At 48.3% G+C, this 24,602-nt stretch carries 19 protein-coding genes and 2 pseudogenes; 18 read left to right on the forward strand and 3 right to left on the reverse strand.

Annotation, left to right across the window (positions count from 1 at the left end; translation table 11 throughout):
• Positions 1-131 precede the first annotated feature (131 nt).
• Positions 132-401 (reverse strand): hypothetical protein, encoded by a 270-nt coding sequence (locus tag BMW94_RS03645; RefSeq protein ID WP_139209291.1) that lies wholly within the window; start codon positions 399-401, stop codon positions 132-134.
• Between the two features lie 22 nt (positions 402-423).
• Here BMW94_RS03645 and BMW94_RS03650 point away from each other — a divergent pair.
• The 8 genes and pseudogenes from BMW94_RS03650 to BMW94_RS03685 all read left to right on the forward strand — a co-directional run.
• Positions 424-636: pseudogene (locus BMW94_RS03650) on the forward strand (SRPBCC domain-containing protein); the annotation flags it as partial.
• Positions 637-848: 212 nt separating this feature from the next.
• Positions 849-3,944 (forward strand): hybrid sensor histidine kinase/response regulator, encoded by a 3,096-nt coding sequence (locus BMW94_RS03655; protein WP_090994608.1) that lies wholly within the window; start codon positions 849-851, stop codon positions 3,942-3,944.
• A 98-nt stretch (positions 3,945-4,042) separates the two neighbouring features.
• The gene (locus BMW94_RS03660; RefSeq protein ID WP_090994610.1) at positions 4,043-5,203 is read left to right on the forward strand and encodes a response regulator; all 1,161 of its coding nucleotides are present in this window, start codon (positions 4,043-4,045) and stop codon (positions 5,201-5,203) included.
• 27 nt (positions 5,204-5,230) lie between these two features.
• Entirely contained in the window at positions 5,231-6,583 is a 1,353-nt protein-coding gene (locus BMW94_RS03665; protein ID WP_090994612.1) for a cryptochrome/photolyase family protein, read from the forward strand.
• A gap of 297 nt (positions 6,584-6,880) precedes the next feature.
• Complete coding sequence (locus tag BMW94_RS03670) at positions 6,881-8,056, forward strand: acyltransferase (protein WP_090994614.1); 1,176 nt, start codon at positions 6,881-6,883, stop codon at positions 8,054-8,056.
• 1,562 nt (positions 8,057-9,618) lie between these two features.
• Positions 9,619-10,047, forward strand: a pseudogene (locus BMW94_RS30815) (HNH endonuclease); the annotation flags it as partial.
• A gap of 285 nt (positions 10,048-10,332) precedes the next feature.
• Positions 10,333-10,992 (forward strand): TVP38/TMEM64 family protein, encoded by a 660-nt coding sequence (locus BMW94_RS03680; RefSeq protein ID WP_090994616.1) that lies wholly within the window; start codon positions 10,333-10,335, stop codon positions 10,990-10,992.
• A 79-nt stretch (positions 10,993-11,071) separates the two neighbouring features.
• Positions 11,072-12,145, forward strand: coding sequence for a DUF1835 domain-containing protein (locus BMW94_RS03685; protein WP_090994618.1), 1,074 nt, complete (start codon positions 11,072-11,074; stop codon positions 12,143-12,145).
• 237 nt (positions 12,146-12,382) lie between these two features.
• Here BMW94_RS03685 and BMW94_RS03690 read toward each other — a convergent pair whose 3' ends face one another.
• Positions 12,383-12,913, reverse strand: coding sequence for a cupin domain-containing protein (locus BMW94_RS03690; RefSeq protein ID WP_254790098.1), 531 nt, complete (start codon positions 12,911-12,913; stop codon positions 12,383-12,385).
• Positions 12,914-13,062: 149 nt separating this feature from the next.
• Between BMW94_RS03690 and BMW94_RS03695 the strand changes: the two genes are divergently transcribed.
• Positions 13,063-14,070: an NAD-dependent epimerase/dehydratase family protein gene (locus BMW94_RS03695; RefSeq protein ID WP_090994620.1), complete on the forward strand. Its 1,008-nt coding sequence runs from the start codon at positions 13,063-13,065 to the stop codon at positions 14,068-14,070.
• A 160-nt stretch (positions 14,071-14,230) separates the two neighbouring features.
• On the opposite strand, the gene BMW94_RS03700 is transcribed toward BMW94_RS03695, so the two are convergent.
• On the reverse strand, positions 14,231-14,404 hold the full coding sequence (locus tag BMW94_RS03700; protein ID WP_090903111.1) for a CsbD family protein: 174 nt from the start codon (positions 14,402-14,404) through the stop codon (positions 14,231-14,233).
• Positions 14,405-14,595: 191 nt separating this feature from the next.
• Here BMW94_RS03700 and BMW94_RS03705 point away from each other — a divergent pair, with 191 nt between their 5' ends.
• From BMW94_RS03705 to BMW94_RS03745, 9 genes are all read left to right on the forward strand, one after another.
• Complete coding sequence (locus BMW94_RS03705) at positions 14,596-15,528, forward strand: hypothetical protein (RefSeq protein WP_090994622.1); 933 nt, start codon at positions 14,596-14,598, stop codon at positions 15,526-15,528.
• A gap of 49 nt (positions 15,529-15,577) precedes the next feature.
• Positions 15,578-17,377 carry an RNA polymerase sigma factor gene (locus BMW94_RS03710; RefSeq protein WP_090994624.1) on the forward strand — a complete coding sequence of 600 codons (1,800 nt, stop codon included), beginning with the start codon at positions 15,578-15,580 and terminating at the stop codon, positions 17,375-17,377.
• 685 nt (positions 17,378-18,062) lie between these two features.
• Complete coding sequence (locus tag BMW94_RS03715) at positions 18,063-18,509, forward strand: DUF1641 domain-containing protein (RefSeq protein WP_090903116.1); 447 nt, start codon at positions 18,063-18,065, stop codon at positions 18,507-18,509.
• Between the two features lie 23 nt (positions 18,510-18,532).
• Entirely contained in the window at positions 18,533-19,714 is a 1,182-nt protein-coding gene (locus tag BMW94_RS03720; RefSeq protein WP_090994626.1) for an NAD(P)/FAD-dependent oxidoreductase, read from the forward strand.
• Between the two features lie 342 nt (positions 19,715-20,056).
• Positions 20,057-20,701 (forward strand): SDR family oxidoreductase, encoded by a 645-nt coding sequence (locus BMW94_RS03725; protein WP_090994628.1) that lies wholly within the window; start codon positions 20,057-20,059, stop codon positions 20,699-20,701.
• A gap of 54 nt (positions 20,702-20,755) precedes the next feature.
• Entirely contained in the window at positions 20,756-21,505 is a 750-nt protein-coding gene (locus tag BMW94_RS03730) for a response regulator transcription factor (protein WP_090994630.1), read from the forward strand.
• Positions 21,502-22,878 carry a sensor histidine kinase gene (locus BMW94_RS03735; protein ID WP_090994632.1) on the forward strand — a complete coding sequence of 459 codons (1,377 nt, stop codon included), beginning with the start codon at positions 21,502-21,504 and terminating at the stop codon, positions 22,876-22,878. Before BMW94_RS03730 ends, BMW94_RS03735 begins: the two co-directional genes overlap by 4 nt.
• Before the next feature lie 75 nt (positions 22,879-22,953).
• Positions 22,954-23,754 (forward strand): PepSY domain-containing protein, encoded by an 801-nt coding sequence (locus tag BMW94_RS03740; RefSeq protein WP_090994634.1) that lies wholly within the window; start codon positions 22,954-22,956, stop codon positions 23,752-23,754.
• Between the two features lie 138 nt (positions 23,755-23,892).
• The gene (locus BMW94_RS03745; protein WP_175480569.1) at positions 23,893-24,525 is read left to right on the forward strand and encodes a PepSY domain-containing protein; all 633 of its coding nucleotides are present in this window, start codon (positions 23,893-23,895) and stop codon (positions 24,523-24,525) included.
• Positions 24,526-24,602: the final 77 nt, after the last annotated feature.

The raw sequence follows: 24,602 nt of genomic DNA on the forward strand, positions 1-24,602 counted from the left end.
GCATCTGTAGGGTACTGCCTCAGGTTTTTGTAGCGCAATAACGTGACTGAAGTTCGTTACACTTTGCATTCCATACTATTGCCCCTATTAAGGTGCGGTCGATTCGTTAGCGCTTTGGCCTGAAAGTGAAATCACTTCGAGGGTATTCCTCGTGTAGCTCCAAACACAAATTTCTGATCAGAACGCGAAGGTGTCTGGTCGGGATTGAAGTCAGCATATACAACAACGTCGATGAAACCGATCTGTTCCAGAATCATGCGCAGCTCCTCCACACCGTACCAACGTAATGCAAGCTGTTGCAGTTCTGTGGCTATGAGAGTGCCATGGCGCCACTTTTCGTAGCGAATCAGACTTACTTTGTACTGGTGAAGCATATTGACTTCGATGTCTTTACTCTCCATTGTAATCGTATCGCCATTCGGTAATTGAATGTCATTCCAATGGGGTAAGGACTGGACGCTTACGTTTGAACTGACGGAGCAAGGACAAGACACGGACTTTACCTTGATTCACAGTGGCTGGGACGCGGACAAACTGACTGAATTTGGACAGGCTCATGCCATCATTCGTGAACGGATGGAGCAGGGCTGGGCTGGAATCGTGCAGAAACTGGCCCAAGTCGTTAGACAAGCGTAAGGATACGAGACAAGTAAAACAGATCGTCAATAAAATCGAAAAAGTCACAGGTCTTATCGGTCTGCATCCGGTAGCTGAACTGTGGCTTTTTTGTCGTTAAAATATCATGTAAGAACTATTTCCGTCAGCAACAGAAACGTGTAACATGGAGTTATAGGTACAAAACGACAAAATTAGACGTCTCTCGCCATAGAGGCGGAAGGATTACATAGATGAGAAAACACTGGATTATGCTCACCATTAGCTTTATATGTATTGTTGTTTTTCCTCTGGGTTCCATTGTACAAACGTTATTTACGGAGCGCGGCAACCCTCATGCGAATGATGGGGTTATGGACCTGACCGGCTGGAATTTCGATAGACAGGGGGCTGCTTCCCTGGATGGTACGTGGGATTTCTATCCGGGCCAATTGTTGGCACCCGTTGACTTTGAGGCGGATGTCTCCGGACGCAAGCCGCTTTCCAAGCCTCTCCCCATCCATGTCCCATCCCGATGGAATGGAACTCTTGGAGAGGCGCACGGTTATGGGACCTATCATTTGCGTGTTCGCATTCCCCCGAGATTAGAGAAGAACGATTATGGGATACGTACTCAAAATATCCGCATGGCCCATCGTTTATTCATAGATGGCAAAGAGATTGGCGGCAAAGGGCTGCCAGGAACAACGGAAAATACCGATATTCAGCTCAATTTGCCTTTTACGGGATTTACCTCCATAGATGGCGACGTTGCAGATATTATCATTCAGGTATCGAATTACAGCTACTCGTCTGGCGGCATTGTTGCATCCATTTTGTTCGGAGACGAGCACAGCATTCTGAAAGGCCAACAGCAGGACTGGCTCAAGGATCTGATGACACTGTTCGGATTTATTCTGCCAGCGGCCTTCTTCCTGATGCTCTTCCGGCTGCGGCGCAGTGAAAAAGAGCTTCGGTATCTGGGGTTATTCAGCCTGTCCGGTGCGATGTACGCATTGACTCATGGAGAGAAGTTGCTGGGAACCCTGTTACCGTTCTTAACGAATAATGAAATTCTGCGGCTTCAACTAATCAGCGCGGCTCTTGCGTATTATTTCTTGCTCCGTTATATGGATGCGCTTGTACCTGGAGCTGTTCATCAATGGTTTGTTCGCTTGGGTGTGGTTCTGGTACTCGTCCAATGCACGGTGGGTCTTACATTGTCTCCTGTTCTATTCTCCATGCTGGAGCTGCCCATGCTGCTGATCTCCCTCGTGGTGATTGGTTACACGCTGCGAGCCATGCTCCATTGGCTGAAAAGTCGACCGAATGACGGTCATTTTGTCCTGATGAGCATGATGAGTATATTTATGGTGGTTGTGCTGCACACCGTGGGTGCTTTCACCACCGTAGATACGACATTTCTAGCGCTGTATGAGCTGCTGTTATTTGTCTTTGCACAGATGATTCTAACAGCGATCCGATTCGCACAATCATTCCGCGAAGTTGAAGCGTTGTCTGAACGTTTGCTTGCCATCGACAGCCTCAAGGATGAGTTTATGGCGAATACGTCCCATGAACTTAGAACTCCCCTGCATGGCATCATTAATATTGCACAATCGATGCTGGAAGGGGCGGCTGGGGCGGTCACACCCAAGCAGGCCAAAAATCTGTCCATGATCACCTCAACGGGAAAGCGCCTTTCACTGCTGGTAAATGATATTTTGGATTTTTCAAAGCTTAAAAATGGTGAAATTGAATTAAAACGGAGTGCTGTGGACCTCGAATCCGTTGCCCGAACGGTCGTTGAAGTCTCTGGTTTTACCTTTGAAGATAAACCGGTTGTACTGATCCAGGAATGGCCTTCAGCGTTACCGCTGGTTGAGGCGGACGAGGATCGGCTAAGGCAGATTCTGTACAATCTGCTGGGCAATGCTTATAAATACACGAAGCAGGGGGAAATTCGACTCTATGCTCGTGTGGATGGAGCTCTGGTGACGGTATCTGTCGCTGACACGGGCGTTGGCATTGCTCCAGATAAACTGGAAGACATTTTTCAGCCATACGAACAAGGCAATGGAACAAGTGAGAGGGTTAACGGGGGAACTGGCCTTGGGCTGAGTATCACTCGCAAACTGGTTGAGCTTGGAGGAGGGACCATCTGGGTAGAATCGGAGCCAGGTAAGGGTTCGACCTTTCATTTTACCCTGCCCGTTGTACAATTTCCTCTGCTGCAAGCGAGTTCAAGGCCTGTTGCAGCCCGATATGTCTCTACCCAAGAAACAAGAGCACAGGATACGACAGCAATCGATTGGAATGAGACGGATGATATTCTGGAAGCTGAACATACCATTCTGATTGTGGACGACGATCCCGTGAATCGACAAGTATTGTTCAATCTGTTATCAACGGAACGTTACCGTGTCATTGCAGCGGATAGCGGGGCAGCAGCACTGAAGCTTCGTGAAGAGCACCCCTCCATTGATCTTGTTATTACAGACTGGATGATGCCTCGAATGTCCGGGCTTGAGCTGTGTCGCAAGCTGCGTGAGAGCAGTTCCTTGTCTGAACTGCCTATTCTGATGCTGACAGCTCGCGGGCTGCCCGAAGACATCAAAATGGGCTTCCAGGCAGGAGCAAATGATTTTCTGAGCAAACCTGTGGATGCAGGTGAACTGCGTGCCCGGGTAAGGACGTTAATTGAGATGCGTAGTTCGGTACAGGAAGTTATTCGTACGGAAATGGCTTTCTTGCAAGCCCAGATCAAGCCGCACTTTCTATACAACGCGCTCAACGTCATCATAGCGACATGCGCCGTCAATCCAGATAAAGCGACCGATTTGCTTATTGAACTAAGTCATTACTTGCGGGGAAGTTTCGACTTCCAGAACCGCGACCAACTGGTTCCGCTCGCGAAGGAATTGGAGTTGGTGGAGTCCTATGTACATTTGGAGCAAGCACGGTTCGAGGAACGCTTGGTGGTTCATTATGATATTGACCCAGATGTGCGTCTTTACCTGCCACCGCTTAGTATTCAACCACTTGTGGAGAATGCGATTCGTCACGGGGTAATGGTGCGTGCTGCAGGCGGCACGGTTAACCTTGGCATTACCAGGGAAGGTGAGCACATCGTCATTGTGGTACAGGATGATGGAGTAGGCATACCTCCTGAGCGTTTGGTTCAGGTGAATTCAGGGCGAACGGAAGGTCCTGGAGGTGTAGGGCTACACAATATAAATCGACGCCTGCTGTCCTTATATGGTCAGGGGCTTGAGATTCAAAGTCATTCGGGGAAAGGAACCCAAATAAAGTTTCGCATACCTGTGGAGAAGGCTGCTAACTCCAAATAATGGGCCGAATTAGGCAATTCTGGTTAACGACTAATAAGAGGGTACCAAGATTAGCGGTATTCCCATTGAATAATTCACGGTAGGAGGCTGGAAGAGCGATGAAATCCATTGTAATCGATGACGAGAAACCGGCGCAGCTTCATCTGGAGCGCCTGTTACGATCGGATGGGCGGCTTACCCCCGTGCAGTGTTTTTCAACAGCCCGTGCGGGTCTGGATTTTCTGGCAAAAGAGCGTGTGGACGTTGTGTTTCTGGACATTGGCATGCCGGAAATGAATGGACTGGAAGCGGCTGAATATATACAGCAATTGGACAGCAATATTCGTATTATATTTATAACGGCTTACGCCGATCATGCGGTTGAAGCCTTTGAGCTCCAAGCGCTGGATTATGTGCTGAAGCCGGTAAGTTCAGCGAGGCTTGCCAAAACGATCGATCGCATTGCCGCAGGCATGATGTCCTCCTCCTCACGGGTTGCTGCAACTGCTGAGGTTCAGGAATCTGAGGCTGTGGGGATGGATACCCGCATGCCCGGACTGCTTACTTTTAAACATCTGGATATCTACCGAAGCTTGGATCAGGAAGCACAGAAGCACAAGTGGCGTACAGCCAAATCGCAGGAACTGTTTGCTTTTTTGTTTCACCATAGCGGGGATTGGGTAAGCAAAGAGATTCTGCTTGATAAGTTGTGGGCGGATGTTTCGCAAGAGAAAGGGCTAACGCATCTGCATACTTCGGTTTATCAGATCCGCAAATTGCTGAAAGAATGGAACATGACGGGCAAGCTGGAATACAACATGAACCGTTACCGTTTGTTATCGGGTAATCTAGTGAGTGATGTAGAGCAATTCGAGCAAGGAACGGCATACGCCGACGTTACGTCAGACAATGTGGATCAACTGAGGGATATCGTCTCGCTCTATCGTGGTGATTATCTGGAGGAGCATGATTATCATTGGGCTCAATCCAGAGCGAGAGATCTGAGACGTAAATATGTAGGACTGGTTATGGATATCGCTGAATGGGACATGAAGCATGGACGTGGCAGGGAAGCGATGGAGCAGTTGAGCGAGCTGCAGGAACGGGAGCCGTATGCCGAAGAAATCTGCCGATTAATGATGAGAGTAAGTGCATCCATGGATGATCAACAAGCCATACTCAGAATATATCAGTCATTTACGCTGACCCTGCTTGAGGAACTGGGACATCAACCGGAGCCGGAGACAAGCAGGCTATATGAAGATTTAACGGCAAATTAGGCAGAAATACAGGCAGGAGGATGAAGCATGAAGTTATTCATACATCGCAAAGATTTGCGTATAGATGATCTGGTCGCATTCGATTATTTGCGGCACCAGGAGGCAGAGAGTCTGCATGTGCTTATCTATGATCCGTTTCTGCTTCGGCAAGGTCGTGAACAGGAACATAGTGGAGTGAATTTTCTACAGCATGCTGTAGAGCTTGGTAAGCGGTACCGCGAATCAGGGCGCAAGCTGCACGTGGCTTATGGCAAACCAGCTGAGGTGATTGATTATATCCTCGAGCAGATGCAAGGCCGCATAGATGAAGTCATTGTTCATCGGGATATGACCCCATATGCAATCGAACGTGATCGTGGAATACGCAAGGTAACCGAGGAACGAGAAGTCACATTTACGCAGCTAACGGATCATCTGCTGATGGATCTGAAGGGGTTCGCTGATTTTACGGGCAAGTCGGAGCCATATAAAGTATTTGCTGCCTTCCACCGACGCTGGGTGGAATTCATGAATGAGCATCCCAATCCAGCCTCAACCACTACGGTTTCAGAGGTGAAGGTCAGTGATCAGCAGATAGAATGGCCGGAGACCTTCCAGGTACCACAACAATTGCTGGCATATGATGGTTCGGATCTGAATGATCCTCATCTATTGCTAGATGGTTTTTTATCTGACAGAATTGCTGATTACGGAGACCATCGAGATGAATATGAAGCTTATGAACCGAGCCGTCTCAGTTCTTATGTAGCTGTGGGGGCTGTGTCCATCCGCAAGATGTACGATGCTGCAAAACGCACGGAGCATTCGGATGAATGGATCAGACAATTGTGTTTCCGCGACTTCTACCTGTATCGGGCAGTGTATGAGAGTCATTATTTTACATATGAAAAGGTATACGATCTGTCGCTGCTCAGTGAGGTCCATTTTGAACGATGGTGCAAGGCCGAAACAGGCATTCCGATTATCGACGCAGCGATGACGGAACTGAATGAGACCGGACATATGCCGAATCGGCTTCGTATTCTGACCGCAATGTTCCTTACCAAAAATCTGCAGTGCCCATTCACGCTGGGTGAAGCGTATTTCAGACGTAAGCTTCGTGATTATGACAATATTCAAAACCGGGGCAACTGGCTGTGGTGTGCATCACTTGGCGAGAATGCAGCTCCATACTTTCGGGTGAACAATCCGGTTACACAGTCAGAAAAGTATGATGCTCAAGGGGATTATATCCGCAAATGGCTGCCTGACCTGAAGGATTTGCATAGCAAAGAGATTCATCAGCCCCGTCAGAATGCAATCGTTGATCTGAAAACATCAAGACAGTCGGCTATAGAGATCTATAAACAAATTTTGGCCAGTCGGCAAACTAATGATTAGGAGAATCGCATTAAGTTCATATAGCGTAGTATGTCAGTCAGCATTGAAGTTTACCATTTTTATCCCTGTGAACCAGCAATATTTTGGACAGATACGAAACATGCCCGCAGGCCGCGTCATAGCGGTCTTTTTTTACATATATAGACATGAAAAGACTGTGAAACATGTTGAAAATTTAGGAACTTTTAAGAATTTGGACTACCCATCTTAAGCTTTATGCTTTTTAATAGATAGTGAGCTTATCGTACTAAGTCATATTAGACATATCAACGAACATATTAAGGAGAAACGCTAATTATGAGTGAAACAATCAAAAGAGAGCGAATCCCAGAGCTGAATCTCGTACGGGCAATGGCGATCATCGGCGTGCTGTGTGTGCATTCCACTTCATATGCGACGGTGGACATGACAGGTTCAGGGTATTACTGGCTGTACAATTTTATTAATATTTTTATGAAATATGGTACACCAACGTTTATTTTCATGAGCAGTTTTGTACTGTTCTATAACTATTATTCTCGCCCGCTCGATAAAAAGCTGGTCAGCAACTTCTACAAAAAAAGATTTGTTTACATTTTACTGCCGTATTTCTTATTTTCATTAATGTATTTTGTTATCCTGCACTTCACGCATTATCAGGGCCGTCCGTTCGGTGAATCAGCAGTAAGCTTCATAACGAAACTGTTCACGGGCAAGGCGTATACGCATCTGTACTTTGTATTTATCAATATGCAATTCTATCTGTTGTTCCCATTGGTATTGTGGCTGCTTAAGAAATATCCCTCAGTTGTCAAATGGTCGGTACCGATTGGGCTGCTCATTCAGTGGGCATTTATCGTAAGTAATAAATATGGCTTCCAGGTGCCAAACAAGGGAAGTTGGGCGTTCTCGTACTTCTCCTATTTCATGCTGGGTGCATTTATCGGGGTATACTTTCCGAAGATTAAACAATGGTTTGTCATTAGTCGGGAAAATGCAACCAAAGCTCGTGTAGTTTCATGGATTGTGCTATGGGCGGTTTGGATTTTTGCCGGACTCGGCCATGTATACATTTATTATCTGTTGCGCCTGAAGATTGCGACGTATAACACGCTGTGGTACGAGTTTTTCTGGAATCTGCATACGTTCGCCTGTGCGCTGGTGCTCATTCAAATTGCGTACCTGCTCTATCGTAAAGGACCATCGTTGATCGTCAAGCCGCTTAATCGGCTTGGGGCATTGTCCTTCGGTATTTATCTGATTCATCCATTCTTCCTGTTGATTTATCGGAATTATCCACCACAAACCGGGGTATCCTGGCTGATTCACCTGTGGTACGCCGGAGGTTTTGGTGTGGCGTTAATCGCATCGTGGATTGTGGTTGGACTCACGGCAAGATTTGTTCCGTTTGCATGGGTGATTTTCGGCAATTTGCCAAAACCGAAGCCACGTCTGGTACCCCAACAAAACTCGGGACAACTCGACGTTCGTTAAAATATTTATGCCAATACAGGAATAATAAACCGTTTCTTGGTCGACCATTAGGGTTGAGCAGGAAACGGTTTTTTTGATTGCGGATTTGATCCATATATGGGGAACGGATGTTTCTTTTTTACACGCGAAGGGTAATGAGAAGGCGGAACACATTTTATGCTTTTATAAGCAAAGAACTTTAAGAACAGGGTTAAGGTGAGAATAATGACAACATGTGAACAATGCGGGAAACCGATGCAAGATATATTGGAATATGTGGAACACATCCTTCACGAATGCGTGGGGCAGACGCAGGAGTACAAGACAAAAGAGTATGGGACATCTGGCTATGAGTGTGTTAACGAGCAGATGTGATACAATAGAAAGAAACCGGATTCATACGGAACCGAGGTGACAACATGGAGACGGGCTTGGCCCCTTTCCGGCAGGAAATGACGGAACATGAAGCGCAACTGACCAAGACATGTATGTATTGCGGGCAAAAGCGACCTTTGTCCGAATTTCGACGAAGAACCGGAAAGCGGGCTGGCCCCGGAGCCAGACGTGGCGCTTGTCGCCACTGTCGTCAGCTCGGTGGACAAGCGGATAACGATAACACTTCACTCCGGCCTACGGATGAGGTGATAAAGAGTCATCAAGGTGCTGCGGCTGCTAGACCTTCTGCATCTGCGAATCATACAGCTGAACGGATCGTCGATGCCGCAAATGGTACGCCTTCTATTGCTTCTACTTCAGAAAGACACGGGCTGACTAAGCCGTCCGTAAGTTCATCTTCTTCGATGGAAGGTGAAACGGCTGACTTCGTTGCTTCTTCAACGGTCTCTTCGCCTTCGGGCAACCGCAAGAAGAGGAGAAGGAGGAGAAAGGCGAAGCGCTCAGATCTGCATACCGATAAGGAGTCGCTCTCCGGAACTGAGGTGGAGAGCGAGAGGGTAGATCAGCCGCAGACGAGGGCTGATCTGCAAGACAGGGCTTCGCAGGTGATTACAGCGAATGCTGATCCATCTGCGAAGCGTGCCCGCGCGCGTATAGCCGCTGGCACGGATCGGGCCGCCGAGCCGGAGATTGCGGCGGCCAATGCTCTGCTGCCAGCCAAGCCGCAAGGCCCGGCAGCAGAGCCAGGGGCTGCGGATCAGCCGACCGCAGCCAAGCGCAAACGCAAGCGGCGCCGCAAACGTGCTGCCGCGCTGCCGTCCGGCGCAGGACAGGCCCGCAGCATAGCTGAGGCCAGTGCGCCGAGCCTGAGCGACCGTGGCGATGCCTCGGTCGCCGGACCCCCAGCGGCGGCCGCGCAGCCTGCCCCCGGCCAAGCGCCGGGCACGGCCATGGAGGCTGCGCCTCCTGCACCCGTGCGCCAGCAAGGCTCGCCCGGGTCAAAGCCACGCCCGGCACGCAAGGAGCGTGCGCCTAAGGCGGGCGGCGAAGATACTACAGCCCGTGCCGGATCATCCGGGCAGCGGGCGCCAGTGCATTCCAGCCGCAGCCATGGGGCTGGAACGGAAAGCCGTCCCCGCCGTCATACGCCGGCGGTGCCTGTAGCGATTGACCCGGAAGATCCGGCATCGCTTCGGACGAACCGGCAGGGCATGGTGCGCATGCGCGGCAAGACGGACAAAGGGCGGCGCTGGCATCAGGAAGTGGATATGGAGCTGGCGGTCACGCTGGTCAAGGAAAAAGCCGCTGTTGTGGTGAATCGGTACACGATCCGCCGATTGTTTAGCAACAAGGATTTCAAGCGGTTTATTTTGACCCGTGATAACTATACCTGTTACTTCTGTGGATCGTATGGAGACACGATTGACCATCTTCTGCCGCGAGCCAAAGGTGGACATACCACCCCACTCAACTGTGTCTGCGCCTGCAATTTGTGCAACCAGTCCAAAGCAGCGATGGATGCCGAGGAATTCATGCGTTCCGGTATTCCTGAGTGGAATGCTGCGCATCAGGAAGAGCTGAATGAATTGGCATTGCAGGAAGCTCAGCTAGAATAAACGGTTTATGCGAAATGCAAATACTTCCCCAAGCTTGTTCACCAATGGTTTCAAGCGGGTATCCCATATATAGAGCACACCAAGACTGAACAGGTCCGGGTGTGCTTTTTTTGTTTTTCAGCGTCGCTGGTAAAATTTCTTCAAATTGACAACGGTACAGCGCTCATATGTACGTTATACTGAGGGAAGTGAGTCTTGAAACTTCACATCGGTTTACCAGATGTATTTTATAAATGGGCACCACCTCTTTAGAAAAATTGAACTGTATAGATTGGAGGGAAGCAGATGAACCCGGCATCTTTGGACATCATGTCCTATATTACGGAAGAGAATATTCGTTTTTGGCTGGAGAAGTTTCGCTCCCTGGGCCCTTTACCGGCAATTTTGCTTACCTTTATGAAATCCTTCGTGCCCCCGCTGCCTACACTGCTCATTGTTGGGGTTAACGGAGCGGTGTACGGGCTATGGGCAGGGTTTTTATATTCATGGATCGGGATGGTACTCGGCTGTACCGTTACGTTCCTGATTGTACGAGAGATTGGGAAATCGGATTTTGTGGAACGTTGGGCCAATAAACCCCGTGTGCAGCGCAGTATGGTATGGATTCGGCGGAATGCATTCAGTTATGTGTTTTTGTTGAGTATTTTTCCGGTTGGCCCGTTCGTCATTATCAATGTAGCGGCAGGTATTGCACGAATGAGATTAATGTCCTTCCTGCTTGCGGTGAGTTTTGGCAAAGCCATTATGATCTTCTGTGTGACGTATATCGGTTCCAATGTAGCTCAGTTTATGGAACACCCTGTGCGGTGGGGCGGCGTGTTGCTGTTTATCGCAGTATCCCTGTGGGCAAGTCGGAAGCTGGAGCGGCACTTCACCCGTTCGTCATCCAATCGTGAGGAAATGAATGATCTGAGTCACTCCTCTGGAAAGTCTATTTCGTCGTAAACTTACGATGATACAAATACGTACTGTCGATTTTGAATGGTTAAGTTGGAGAAGACCGAATGTTTAGAGGGGGATAAGCATGATTGACAATGTCTTTGATTTTGAAAAGGAGCTGCACCTTATGAATGAGGATGAGCTGCGTTCGTTATTGCGTATGCTTTATCTCATTGCAGAAAGGGAAGTCAGTGTTCAGTCAGCGGAAGAACATTCTGTTCATTTTGCAACGAAAATTCAGTCAATATTTAATACATTGGACGAGAATCGGAATCGGGAGAAAGCTGAGAAGCAGGCATTAAAGGCACAGATACCACGTGAAATTCATATAGCGATTGGAGAATCGCCGCTAGGTAGCATTAAGGTTGCGATGGGCAAGGTTCCAGGGCGCTGGGAGCGGCGGTTCTTCTCTATGAATGACTACTATGCCATCGGTCCATTGGGCGATTTGACGAACAAAGCGGATCTACACCGCAGGCACCTTTGGCTATTTGAAAAACTTTATTTGAGTGAGCATGGAAGTTATGCTGTCCAAGGCATGGATGAGCTGCTTCAAGTAAACAGCATGTTGAGTTCAATTGATGAAGATACACGCATCACCATCTGGTATGCGAATAATGCTCATGAGAGAACGGGGCTTTTATATGCGATGCATTTGCTGCGTAACAGGCTGGGGTCTATTTTTTTGATCGAGACCAGTGCATTATATCAGGAATTATTTAATAATTCTGAAGTTCAGCATGATGTTCTTAGAACAGGTGAAATTTTTTCTGAGAAGTTGTTAGCGATGTGGCAACACTGTGTGAATGCTGATCCGTTGTCTGTGGAGGAACGAAAACACATGGAGCAGCAGTGGGTGGATTTGGCTGCACAGCCTGGACTTCTGCGTTTAATGAAGAATGGCGAGATTCAGAGCGTGCCCGAAGACGCGATTGATGAGTACATTATGCAGAAAGCCAGAGAAGTTACGTTAACCAGACAGCCTGGCGAGTTTATAAAATCAGCCCGCCTCGTAGGTGAGGTGTTGGGCCATCTCGAACAAGCTGTCGGAGACGCATTCATTGAATACCGCATTCGACAGTTGATCATACAAGGACGGCTTGAGATGGAAGGGAAACCACATGCCATGCGATTCTACAGCATTCGGCTCCCCCGATAACTGAAAAAGGGGCTTTCCCATAAGTCATGGCATGATGGGGGGCCCCTTATTAGTCACATTTTGTTCTAATGAACCTGTTACACGCTGTTCGCTCCCATTTGCACCGTTCTGAGATGTAACGAATCACAGAGAGGTTATTTCGTCGATTGTGGCGATATTTAAGGTCTTAAGACCGTTTTGCACTGAAATAGCATTACTGAAGTTCGTTAACATTTGTATTTCTTGAAAATTTGCAATTTAAGGTGCGGTAGGTTCATTATTCTTATTCCATATCTCCAACAGTGGCCCCTCTGGTCCATAGACCGGATCGGTATCCGGGATGGGAACCTCCTGAATTTCACGCAGAACTTTGGGACGCTCTCCCGGTTCACCCGTTCGGGTATTATAGTTCATGCCACCTGGGTATGCCCCTGCAATGCGAAAATCAAGGCTCGCAATCAGCCGCTTATGTCCGGTTCCCGCAGGTAATACGACGACATCGCCAGCGTGAAGGCGCACTACCTTTCCATGTTCCCCACCAAGGATGAGCTCAACCCAACCACTTACCACTGCAAGTACTTCGTGAGCATTGCTGTGATAATGATGATAATCAAATACACCGTTAATCCAACTGTTTCCCCATCCGTTTTGGTTCAGTAACGACTCCGCACGAGCGGAATCTGTTGCCCAAATTCCCTTATACAGAAGTACAGGCAGACTTGGATGATTGGGGATTACACCATCGTCCTGGAATAACATTGTCTGTACATTGTTCATGTCCTCTTTCATCGTAAGTATCACCTCCCTATGGCATTACCCATTTATTTCTAAAGAAGAACAAAAAACAATTGCGAAATGATACAAAATGTATCATTTTAAGGTTATACTCAGAACATAGACTTTCTTTGTTGAACTTGATGTATTAATCCCAAGGGGGAATGTGCTTGAATATTGTCATTACAGGGGCTTCTGGATTTGTAGGGTTTAACCTTTCACAGTATTTGGTGCAAAAGGGCTATCGAATCACCCTGGTGGACCAGGATGATTATTGTCAGAGGCTTGTTCACAGCTCTCCACTTCATGAGATGGCCTTTATCTGTTGTGATCTCGCGAAGGACAGATTCAGCTTGCCGCACGAAACAGACTATATTATTCATCTGGCAGCGATGCCACACGTAGATTATTCGTATCATCACCCCGGAGAAGTGTTTCGTAACAACACCCTCAGTACACAGGCCATTCTGCAATACGCTTCCGATCACCATATTCCGGTGGTGCTGGCTTCATCCGTTGAAGTATACGGAGGGGAGATGGGCAGAGTGTATCATGAATCCGATGAATATGCTCCGGTATCCCCATACTCTGCTTCCAAAGTAGCCTGTGAGATGCTCGCACGATCCTACGCTCAATGTTACCAGCTTCCTGTAAAAATATTTCGTTTAACGAATCTCTATGGACCTTGGCAGTTGCCGGACCGGATTATCCCGCGTAATTTTGGCCGAATGATGGACGGCCTTCCTCTGGATATTCAGGGATCAGCTGTACGTGATTTTCTGTATGTCGATGATGCGCTGCGAGCGATTGAACAGATCATGCTGAATGGACAAGATCAGCAGATCTATAACATTTCGACGGGACAAGGAACCACCATGCAAGAGATCGGAGATCTTTTGCAACAACTACACACTTCTAATGAAATGGCGGAGATTCGGGAGCAGGAGCCCACCCAGTCCAGAGGTTCAAGTCTGGTTGTTCACTCGGGAAAGTTACGGTCAGAGACGGGATGGTTCCCTCAGACGACGCTGGAGCAGGGGCTGGAGCAGACCTTTCGATGGTATCAGGAACATCCCGAATGGGTAAGACAATTCAGCCGTGAATACCACACGACAAGAGAAGCACGCAGCTTTATTATCGATATGGCCAGATATGCAGTTCCAGCTATCTAAACAGGACAAAAAAAGCCAGGGAAGGGTGTAGGGAATAACACCTTCCTTGGCTTTTTTGCGCCCCCGTCGAATCCCGGCTTTCAACCAGTATGGACGGTCGGGCAATGATCCTATATTTACTGCACGAATTGTCGTGCGTGTTCACGTTTAACAAATGGACCTAGTGATGTTTTTTTACATCAGCAATTTTGTCCTGCACAGCACCTTTGGCTTTGTCTTTCTTGCCCTCAGCCTGAAGGGATCTGTTGTTAGTCGCATTACCGATCTGATCCTTCACTTCGCCTTTCGCCTTGTTGATGCCTGCTTTGATTTTATCGCTAGTTGAATTACTCATATCGAACATCTCCTTCGTTTCTGGTGTAGTCCTTATTAACCGGGATGTCCGTATTCTAAACGTTGCTATTGTGATACGAGCAGAAATTTCTTCTGGATATTCTGTCAGAAATGATCTGTACGAAGAGTCAGTATAAGTATAGGCATTGCCTAATGGCGTGCTTCATTAAAGGAATGAGAGGATGTTATGATATGAGCAATTATATTGGAAATGGTGCGTATTGCTACGCCAATTCAGCTTCAATGCTGCTTTCGTCCATTGGAGAAAAGGTAGACCCCGGTCTGCTTGAAACCGTCGGTGGCTTTTCAATAGGGGCCTTTCGAACGCAGGAAGACCTTCTCTTTTTTGATAACTGTACCTCTAGTCCTGATCTGGCCATCAGCAAGGCAATGAGCATTCTGGGATTTCGTGTACGCGAAAGTGCGCAATCATCGGGTACAGAGATGCCTGTAGATGAGCTAAGAGGGGCTTTGAAGCAGGGTCCTGTAATGATGGGTCCGCTGGATATGGGCAAACTCGTCTACAATCCTAACTCTCCCAACCTGGGTGGTTGCGATCATTATGTAGTGGCGTTGAGCATGGAGGGCGATGAAATATGCCTGCATGACCCGGCTGGATTTCCGAATGTCTTCCTGACACTGGGTACACTTGAGGAAGCATGGAAGTCTGAATTCCCGTGGAGTAGCGGTGTGTATCGACGATGGTGGAGTCCTGAACGCATTGAACAGCCTGATCTGGAGGAGATTAACCGCCGCGCTTTTACTTGGTTCAAATCAAGCCTTGCAGCACAGATCCATGATATTGCTGCACAGGAAGGGCGAACAGGAGCTTCAGCGATTCTTCATAAGGCGGAACAGGTTCGTGCTGGAGCAATCGATGGTAATGAGTGGGCTCATTATGTGTATTTTGCTCTGCCAGTAGGCGCGCGTCGTGCCCATGATTATGGTTTATTTTTTAAAACAATCCATCCTGACCTTTCTGCTTTGAAATACGCACAGTCCCGCCAATTTGGGGAATGCCAATCTCGTCTTGTCTCCCGGAACTGGGAGGCTGCTGCGACAATCATGGTGGCACTCGCGGAGACGGAAGCCATGATCGAGGCTGCTATTTTGAAGATGGAATAATGTAAATGTAAGTGTAAGTGAAGCAAGGCTATGAGAAAGGGAGATACACATGGATGAATTAGCTGACAATCGCCATATCAGGCCAGGGGAAGATGAGACATTCGAGAATCGGCAAAAGCAGTCGGACATCGGGCTTATCCAACGAGCCCAAACTGGGGATACAGAGGCCTTTGGTGAATTGATTCACCGTTACCGTGGGCAATTGTTCCGTTATGTGCGAGCACTTACATATGATTCTTATCTCGCAGAAGACATTTTACAGGATGGGCTTATTCGGGCATTCATTCATATGGGGCAGCTTCAGAATGCCGAGCGTTTTATGGCCTGGATGCAGCGCATTGTGCGTAATCAGGCGTACTCACATATGCAACGCCAAAAACAGCAGCGGGAACAACACTTTTCTTCGTTCTTTGCATTTGGATTTGGAGCCGATGATGCCTCATGGAGCGATCAAGACTCGCTCGACATGACGCTGAACCATCTTTTGAATGACACCGAACGGAGATCGCAGGAAACAGGCTATGATCCATATCAAGCTGTTGCTCAGCAGGAAATGAGGAATAATCTCCACGAGCTGCTGGGTTGTCTGAATGAGAGAGAGCAGCAGGTCTTCACATCGTATTGGATGGAGCAGCTGTCACCGCAAGAAATGGCCTGTAAATTCAATCTGACAAGTGCCAATGTGTATCAACTTCTGTCCCGTTCACGTAAAAAAGTGTCCCAGCTTCATATTCATTTATCCGTAGAAGAAATGCTGGCAGAGTGGAATTCACTCGGGCAACATCGAGTGATTCTGGAGGAACCCCTTTCGTTTCGGGCTCCCCAAACCTGGAACTCGGCAGCAGCATCCATTCACGAGATGTTAGGCTATATCGGTCCATCTCCGTCTCTCCCCATGGTTATGGGGATGAGTGGATTGGCTTTCCGTCTAACCATCCTGCCTCAGGACCTACATATCGCTGGACCCACCGCCTACAACTTCAAAGAGGTACTTACCAGAGGATTGCACCATATGGGTTATCGTTCCCATGCGGTTGAGGCTTTGGCGAGCGAAGCGGGGCTCAATGCCAATCTGGTCGATCCTTTGATGCTAGAGGAGAAAGCGAAGGGGAAAAGGTTGCTAAATCCAAGGCTTGTTCGGGCCCTCTCCCTGATTCGTTACTCCATTCATCGGGGAATTCCGGCCGTCGTATGGGACCTGAATATTCCCGAATTCGGATTGATTTATGGCTATGATGATGCAGCCCGGACCCTGTACGGTACAGATTTCATTAAATCAGGGACAATTCCCTATGATCATGTAGGCCGTGGTGTGAATCAGGAAGTATTTGTACTGGCAGCGGAATCAGATGGCATGATACGAGAAATGAACTTGCGCGCGGCACTGACGGATGTTTTGGCTCATTATCGTGGGGAGGACCCGTATACCTTGCCGAACACAGTCAGTGGTCTGGCTGCTTATGCGGTCTGGAGAGAAGCCCTAGAAAATAGATGGTTAGAGCCGAACGGTCATGCCTATAACATTGCGGTTTTGTGGGATGCAAGACGTTATGCAAGTGACTTTTTCAAAGAACTTTCTGTAAAGTGGGCTTCGACTACCCGGTATTTCAGCCTGATTCCACTCTGTCTTCAGGCGGAAGAGTTATATCGAAACATGTCCCAAAGGTTAAACATGCTCAAGCAGTGTTTTCCTTTTCCAGATGGAGGACTGCCTAATGAGAAGCTTCATGCCGATCAGGCTATCTCGATACTTCTGGAGATAGAGGAATTGGAGCGGGCTGCTGTCGTTGTCGTAAAAGCATTGCTTGAAGGAATGGCTCAGCATTCCCCAGAAATCGTTATGGTGTGACCTAAATGTAACGATCCAATTAAGGCGAACAGTGAAACAAATATCAGGAGGCAGGGCGAGCCGTCAGGCCTTCTATCTGTCTTTTTTGCTTTCGTGCCAGGATAGGTTCATACTTGAACAAGAAATGATGTCATTTCAGGAATAAGGCTGCACCCCTAGCTGCATAATAACGACAGTGACCAATTTCGTTGCATGAAATTCATGTTTTTGGAAAACAATTCCTGAAAAATTCAGTTGAAAAAATCCTTCCTTGTGTACCTATCGCACATATGGTCATATGTGATCTTGTCTTCATACCACATGTGGTAGGATGACGGATCTGGGACAGGAGAATAATCGATTTTGACCCGACCGCAATGCTTGACAAAAAAATCGATTTTGTTACAATGTTCACAATATCTTCACAAGTGTAAAAAATTTCTTTTTCATGTTCATGTGTAAGAGGTGTAATATAGGGGTATAGAGTTCGGTTTCGGCCTGCTTGTCGTTTTGCGTCAACACATGTTGTCCGCAATAGACCCAAGATACAATACACGATGTGGGAACGGCCCTTGGGCTATGCTCATTCTATTGTGTGAAATTTGGTACATTTAGTTGTATTGGATGTATTTGTGGTTCGGCTCTGCTTGACAGGCATCATGAAAGTCGCGGACTTCTATCCCAAAGTAAAGGAGGACTTTCTCTTATGTCACAATCGCCTACTCAACAAGAGGTGCCGGTTACAGAAGGTGCCGACGTTTCCCAACGCCAGTCCTTGGACGTACTGGATCAACTGATGAAGCCTGAGGTACAGGAGTCTCTGACCGTTCTGGTGGAGAACCTGCCTAAACTGGCTGAAATGGTCACTGCTATGACCAAAGCTTATGATTTTGCACAAAGCGTAGCTACAGACAAAGTTCTGATCAGCGACACAATGAGCGCAATGGGCGAGTTTGCTAAACCTGTTGTAGACAAAGCTAAAGGTGTAGCTTCTGCTGCCATCGAAGCGAATGATCGTGCGCAAGCCGAGCAAACTTCGGTTGGTTTGTTCGCTATGCTCAAAATGCTTAAAGATCCAAACGTACAACAAACGCTGCGTTTTGCTCAATCATTCTTGAGCATCCTGAACGAGCGTCAACAACAGCAACGTTAAGATTAGAAGAACGGAGGATGGATATGTCGAAGCAAATTTTGATCTTGGGCGGAGGTTACGGTGGTCTGTTGACTGCGCTGACTGCGCGTCAATACCTGACACCGGAAGAAGCAACTATTACAGTTGTGAACCGTTACCCTACGCACCAAATTATTACGGAACTGCACCGTCTTGCAGCAGGAAGCATTGCTGAAAAAGCAGTTGCCCTTCCACTCGAAAAATTGCTGAGTGGTAAAAATGTGAACTTGAAAATCGATACGGTGGACACAATCAAGCCGGACGAGAAAAAAGTTCTCATGACCAGCGGTTCTACTTACTCTTACGATGCACTCGTTGTTGCCTTGGGCAGTGAAACGGCATTCTTCGGAATTCCGGGATTGCAGGAGTACAGCTTCACGCTGAAATCCGTTAGCGATGCTAACCGCATTCGTGCACACGTGGAAGCTCGCTTGGATGCTTACAAACAATCCGGCAACAAAGCAGACGCTACGTTTGTTATCGGTGGCGGTGGTTTGACAGGTATCGAGCTTGTTGGTGAATTCGCTGACCTTCTTCCGGCTGTATGCCAAGAAAAAGGTATCGACTTCAAAGAAGTTTCCCTGTACACGGTTGAAGCAGGTCCTTCCATCCTGGCAGGATTCCCGCCAGAACTGGTTGAGCGTGCAAAATCAAGTCTTGAGAAACGTGGCGTTAACTTCATCGTTGGCGTAGCGATTACCGAAATGAAAGAAAATGAAGTTCTGCTGAAAGACGGAAGCTCGATCCCTACGAACACACTCGTATGGACAGGTGGCGTACAAGGCAACGCTGTTGTTGCTAACAGCGGAATTGAAGTGGATCGCGGCCGTGCGAAAGTTACGGAAGTTCTGCAATCTACTTCTCACAAAGACGTGTTTGTTGCTGGTGACAGCGCAGTGGTCTTCCCTAGCGAAGGCGCTCGTCCATACCCTCCAACAGCACAATTGGCTTGGCAAATGGGTGAGACTATTGGTCACAACCTGAGCGTAATGTTCAAAGGTGGCGCAATGGAATCCTTCACGCCAGTATTCTCCGGTACACTGGGAAGTCTGGGTCGTAAGGATGCTGTCGGCATGATCGGTGGCAACCAGACTCGTCTGAAAGGTCTGCCAGCAACCATGATGAAAGAAGCAAGTAACATCCGTTACCTTGCTCATATTCACGGTTTGTTTGCACTGGCTTACTAATACCTGTACGCCATGCAGCAGAAAGGCACCCCACATGGGGTGCCTTTCTTTATTTTTAACCAGCATCCGTAGAGCATAGGGGCTAAGTTCCTTGAAGCGAGATATTGAAATATATTCGTTGTTATCAGAGATATTTTGAAGAAAAAAGTGCTCGGTATAAACCGTATAGGGTGTATGGTATATTAAAGGAAAGACGTGTTATCCGCATCATCCCAGATGCGCTGAACGGTAGGATACATAACAGCCGGCGCTTAGAAGCGTCGGCTTTCGTTTAAATTAAAGACAAGTCTGTTTTATAAAAAGCTGGTTTATAAATTAGGAAAACCGAGAGGAGAATGACATATGAACGTATTCGTAATAGGAGCGAACGGACAAATCGGCAAATTTCTGGTGCAGCAACTGGCGCGGGAAGGGAAACATCAGGTCACCGCGATGATTCGCAAACCAGAGCAGGCAGATGCATTGAAGCAGGTCGGTGCTAATGTCGTGATTGGCGATTTGGAAGGCAGCGTGGATGATCTGGCCGAGGCGATGAAAGATCACAATGCCATTGTATTTACAGCGGGTTCCGGTGGATCTACGGGCGAAGACCAAACATTGCTCATTGATCTCGATGGTGCAGTGAAAACAATGGAGGCGGCACAGCAGCAGGGAATTACCAGATATATTTTGGTCAGTGCGTTTGGGGCAGATCAGCGGGAGAAATGGTCGGATGCCATTAAGCCGTATTACGTAGCGAAGCATTATGCCGATCGGGCGTTGTTCGCAAGTGATCTGAATTACACCATTATCCGTCCTGGTGGTTTGAAAAATGAGCCGGGTACCGGCAAAATCTCTGTAGGAACAGATCTGAAACCGGGAAGTATTGCACGGGAAGATGTCGCTCGTGTCATCGCTGCTTCCCTCCAGGAGGAGAAGACGTATCGAATGGCTTTTGATCTGATCGCCGGGGATGAAATGGTAGAGGATGCCTTAGGTAAATTGTAAATCATATTGTAATATAACGGGAGTATGGAATGACGGAATGAGGGGGAGCTTTGCATGAATGAAGCCGTGCTGGTGATCGAGGATGAGCCCAAAATTGCACGCCTGCTTGAACTGGAACTACAGTATGAGGGATATCAGGTGGGCAAGGCTGGCAGCGGAACGGAAGGGCTGGAGATGTATGGGGACGGGCAATGGGATCTGATTCTGCTGGATATTATGCTGCCGGGTCTGAGTGGTATTGAAGTGCTGCGGCGCATACGTGCCAAAGATGCGACCGTGCCCATTCTGATGCTCACAGCCAAAGACTCTGTGGAAGACAAAGTATCCGGACTCGATCTGGGGGCCAATGACTATATTACAAAACCGTTCCGAATCGAAGAACTGCTCGCGAGAGTACGTGCTGCACTGCGCCTGAGTGCTGCCTCGGCTGCTGCCCATTCTGCCACTTCGGTCCCACGGGACACGGCGCAATCATCGGAGCACACGGCGGAAAATGAGACAGGCTGGCTCACCGCAGGTGGATTGAAGCTGAATGAAGGAACCCGTGAGGTATCCAGGGATGGTCAACCGATTGAGCTTACCCCGCGTGAGTTCGATCTATTGGTGTATCTGCTTCAAAACCAGCGCCAGGTGCTCAGCAGGGACCAGATTGTTCAGGCCGTCTGGGGATACGATTATTATGGAGATACCAATGTGGTGGATGTGTATATCCGTTATGTGCGCAAAAAAGTCGATAACGGATTCACCCCACCCTTAATACATACCGTTCGGGGTGTTGGTTACGTCCTGAAGGAGCAAGTATGAGTCTGCGCAGCAAAATCTACGGATACTCGTCCGTATTGTTCGCCGTGCTGCTGATTGCCGTCAATCTGTCGGTGTATATCGTGTTTGAACGGATGTCGATCGATAACGAGATCAAGCGGGTAGAGGCTGAGGCCGAGTCTATTGTAAAAGGAGTGCGCCAGTCTGCCGGCTCCATTCCGCCGGACGACTTGCTCCGGGCCTACGCGCCGCTGGACGGCATGCTGCGGATCGTCAATGAAGACGGCACCAGCTCCCCGCCGGTGACGACATCGGCTGAGGAGCAGCTGAGCAAGCTGTCCTACAAGTACGAAAGTCAGAAGAAGTCCGAGTATATCCAAGTGGGGCAGATCGGTTATGTCTGGGTGTCTGTGCCCGTGATCTGGCCGGATGGTGAAGTGGTGAATCTACAAGTCACCGAGAGCATAGAGGATACCGAGAATCGCCTGTCTGTGCTTCGTACAGTTCTTGTTGCCGTGACCATCATCGCGCTGATTCCGGCCATCATCTCCAGCCGTATTCTGGCGAACCGGATGACACGGCCGATCCAGCAGATGACACGTACGATGAGTGATATCCAGTCGAGCGGACAGTTCAAGCGCCTTCAACTCGACGAAAAATCGAAGGATGAGCTGAAGACGATGGGGCAGACGTTCAACCGCATGATGGATCTGCTCGAATCCAACTTCGAGCGGCAGGAGCGCTTTGTTTCTGATGCTTCTCATGAACTGAAAACACCACTTACCATCATTGAAAGTTATGCCAGTCTGCTGCAAAGACGAGGTAAGGATCGACCCGAAGTATTCGACGAGGCAGTAGAAGCCATTCTGTCCGAATCTGTGCGTATGCGGGAGATGACCGAGCAGCTGCTATTGCTGGCAAAGCAGCCAGAGCAGTGGAATGTACAGCTGGAGCGGGTGGATATCACCCAACTTGCGCTGGATTCCACACGTGCATTTTGCGAAGCCTATCATCGGGAAGTTCACTGCGGTGACCCAGGCAGGATATGGGCGATTAGCGATGTGAGCAAGTTGAAGCAGCTGCTTTTTATTTTGCTGGACAATGCTCGTAAGTATAGTGAGGATGCCATTGAGGTGCGGCTGGAGACGAAGGGACAGGAGTGTCGGATACGTATTGTGGATAAGGGGATCGGCATGCGGGAAGAGGAGTTGTACAAGGTGTTTGACCGATTCTATCGCGTTGATCAGGCCAGAACACGCAGCGGCGGAGCAAGTGGTTCAGGCTTGGGACTGTCCCTGGCCAAAGATATTGCAGAAGCCGTGGGCGCACGTATTGAATTGAACAGCACCGAGGGCAGAGGAACCGAGGCTTCGATTATTTTGCCCACATCCGTACAGAACGGATCACTCTCATGAAAATCTCATTCTTCTCTTATATACTGGTAACACAGTACGATTAGGGATCACAAGAGAGTGCGTAAGGGAGGGAACATGATGGAAGAGCATGAGGGGCGTCCGGAAATGAAACGGGAAGAACAACAGCGCAAAGGATGGGCGAAGCCAAGACGTTCATTTTGGTGGGGTGCGGGATTCCTGGCTCTTCTTGTCGTTATAGCGATCATGTGGTGGAGGCCGTGGCAATCAGACCGCGTGATGTTAACAGCAGATGCAGCGGCCCAATCGGTCTTGAATCAATATCCTGGAGAAATCCTAAATTCCACGTTGAAGGACGGAACCTACATCATGCAGCTCCGCTCCGAAACCGGACTGTATGACGTACAAGTTGATGCGGTTACGGCGACCGTGAATTCCATTAAACGGCTGGAGTCCAACCCACAAGCCGAGGAGAAGACGTTATGGAGTCGGGAACAGATCAAGACGGAATTGCTGAAACAAACGGATGCCGAACTGGTGTCGCTTGAACTCGTCGAGCAGCAGGGAAGTCCGGTGTATTTGGCATTATTCAAGATGAAGGACAATACTCGGGAGCAATGGACCATTGATCCGTATACCGGAGAGAAACTGTCTTCAAAGACGCTGGAAACCTCTTCACCCGACCCGACGACAGGGGAAGGCACCAAGACTTCATTTCTGAGCGAGAAAGAAGCAGAGCAGAAGGCACTGGCTAAGGTTCCTGGTGAAGTGGATGATATCGAACTGCGTGGAACGAATAGTGGCAATCCGTATTATCTGGTTGAAATTGACCTGGATGACGGTCGTGAGGCCATTGTACAGGTAAATGCCATTTCGGGCGCGATTCGTTCGGTCACTTGGGATGAAGACGAAGATTAAAGGTATGGAAGCCATTCTGTGAGGTTCTCACTCATTTTCTCATCAAATTCTAATCTAACTCTCGCTGAACTCTCATCCGTACAGGTTAATCTATAACTGTAGACGAGAACGAGAACAACAACGAGGAGATGAATGATGATGATGAACAAACATAAACTATGGATTGGCAGCTTGTCGGCAGCGGTGTTGCTCGGAGGATCAGCCGCTCTGGCTAGTGGGAGTGTAAATGGACAATCGGTACAGCCTGCGCAGACGTCCACTACACAGTCAGTAACACAGACCCAGAGTAATACAGGTACATTGCTGACGGTCGCACAGGCCAAAGAAGCAGCCTTGAAAGCAACGGATGGCAAAGTGGATGATGTGGATCTGGAGCGCAGAAACGGCCAAACGTTCTATGAAGTTGAAATCGACAAAAAAGGAAGCAACGACGTTGTCGTTCGTTTGGATGCCTACACAGGTAAAATCCTTGCAGTAGTCGATGATGAAGATTACGATGACGACGATGATTATAATGGGACTGTGGCAGGTACTACTTCTTCCAATCAAGCTGCTTCAAAACAGGTTAAACTGACAGAGGCACAAGCTTCAAACATTGCCCTGAAACAGGTGACAGGCGGAAAAGTAACCGAAATCGAACTGGATCATGATAACGGTCGTTATGTTTATGAAGTGGAACTGAGAACAGCAAATGGCGAAGCCGATGTAGACGTCGATGCCAATACAGGCAAAGTGCTTTCGTTTGACCAGGATTTTGACCACGAAGACTAAGAAATAACGTATATTATAGGGATTTAGCTTGTGTATAACAGAGGACGCTTCGGAGGAAGCGTCTTTTTGCTGTTCAC

It is taken from the genome of Paenibacillus sp. OK003, from assembly GCF_900109515.1.
GTDB classification, from domain to species: domain Bacteria; phylum Bacillota; class Bacilli; order Paenibacillales; family Paenibacillaceae; genus Paenibacillus; species Paenibacillus marchantiae.

Bases quoted from the DNA above. Each gene is read 5' to 3' on its own strand.
- BMW94_RS03730 (WP_090994630.1), top strand. From the start codon at position 20,756: ATGAATGAAGCCGTGCTGGTGATCGAGGATGAGCCCAAAATTGCACGC.
- BMW94_RS03655 (WP_090994608.1), top strand. From the start codon at position 849: ATGAGAAAACACTGGATTATGCTCACCATTAGCTTTATATGTATTGTT.
- BMW94_RS03695 (WP_090994620.1), top strand. From the start codon at position 13,063: ATGTGCTTGAATATTGTCATTACAGGGGCTTCTGGATTTGTAGGGTTT.
- BMW94_RS03645 (WP_139209291.1), bottom strand. From the start codon at position 401: ATGGAGAGTAAAGACATCGAAGTCAATATGCTTCACCAGTACAAAGTA.
- BMW94_RS03660 (WP_090994610.1), top strand. From the start codon at position 4,043: ATGAAATCCATTGTAATCGATGACGAGAAACCGGCGCAGCTTCATCTG.
- BMW94_RS03725 (WP_090994628.1), top strand. From the start codon at position 20,057: ATGAACGTATTCGTAATAGGAGCGAACGGACAAATCGGCAAATTTCTG.
- BMW94_RS03740 (WP_090994634.1), top strand. From the start codon at position 22,954: ATGATGGAAGAGCATGAGGGGCGTCCGGAAATGAAACGGGAAGAACAA.
- BMW94_RS03680 (WP_090994616.1), top strand. From the start codon at position 10,333: ATGAACCCGGCATCTTTGGACATCATGTCCTATATTACGGAAGAGAAT.
- BMW94_RS03745 (WP_175480569.1), top strand. From the start codon at position 23,893: ATGATGAACAAACATAAACTATGGATTGGCAGCTTGTCGGCAGCGGTG.
- BMW94_RS03690 (WP_254790098.1), bottom strand. From the start codon at position 12,913: ATGAAAGAGGACATGAACAATGTACAGACAATGTTATTCCAGGACGAT.
- BMW94_RS03735 (WP_090994632.1), top strand. From the start codon at position 21,502: ATGAGTCTGCGCAGCAAAATCTACGGATACTCGTCCGTATTGTTCGCC.
- BMW94_RS03685 (WP_090994618.1), top strand. From the start codon at position 11,072: ATGATTGACAATGTCTTTGATTTTGAAAAGGAGCTGCACCTTATGAAT.
- BMW94_RS03715 (WP_090903116.1), top strand. From the start codon at position 18,063: ATGTCACAATCGCCTACTCAACAAGAGGTGCCGGTTACAGAAGGTGCC.
- BMW94_RS03705 (WP_090994622.1), top strand. From the start codon at position 14,596: ATGAGCAATTATATTGGAAATGGTGCGTATTGCTACGCCAATTCAGCT.
- BMW94_RS03700 (WP_090903111.1), bottom strand. From the start codon at position 14,404: ATGAGTAATTCAACTAGCGATAAAATCAAAGCAGGCATCAACAAGGCG.
- BMW94_RS03720 (WP_090994626.1), top strand. From the start codon at position 18,533: ATGTCGAAGCAAATTTTGATCTTGGGCGGAGGTTACGGTGGTCTGTTG.
- BMW94_RS03710 (WP_090994624.1), top strand. From the start codon at position 15,578: ATGGATGAATTAGCTGACAATCGCCATATCAGGCCAGGGGAAGATGAG.
- BMW94_RS03665 (WP_090994612.1), top strand. From the start codon at position 5,231: ATGAAGTTATTCATACATCGCAAAGATTTGCGTATAGATGATCTGGTC.
- BMW94_RS03670 (WP_090994614.1), top strand. From the start codon at position 6,881: ATGAGTGAAACAATCAAAAGAGAGCGAATCCCAGAGCTGAATCTCGTA.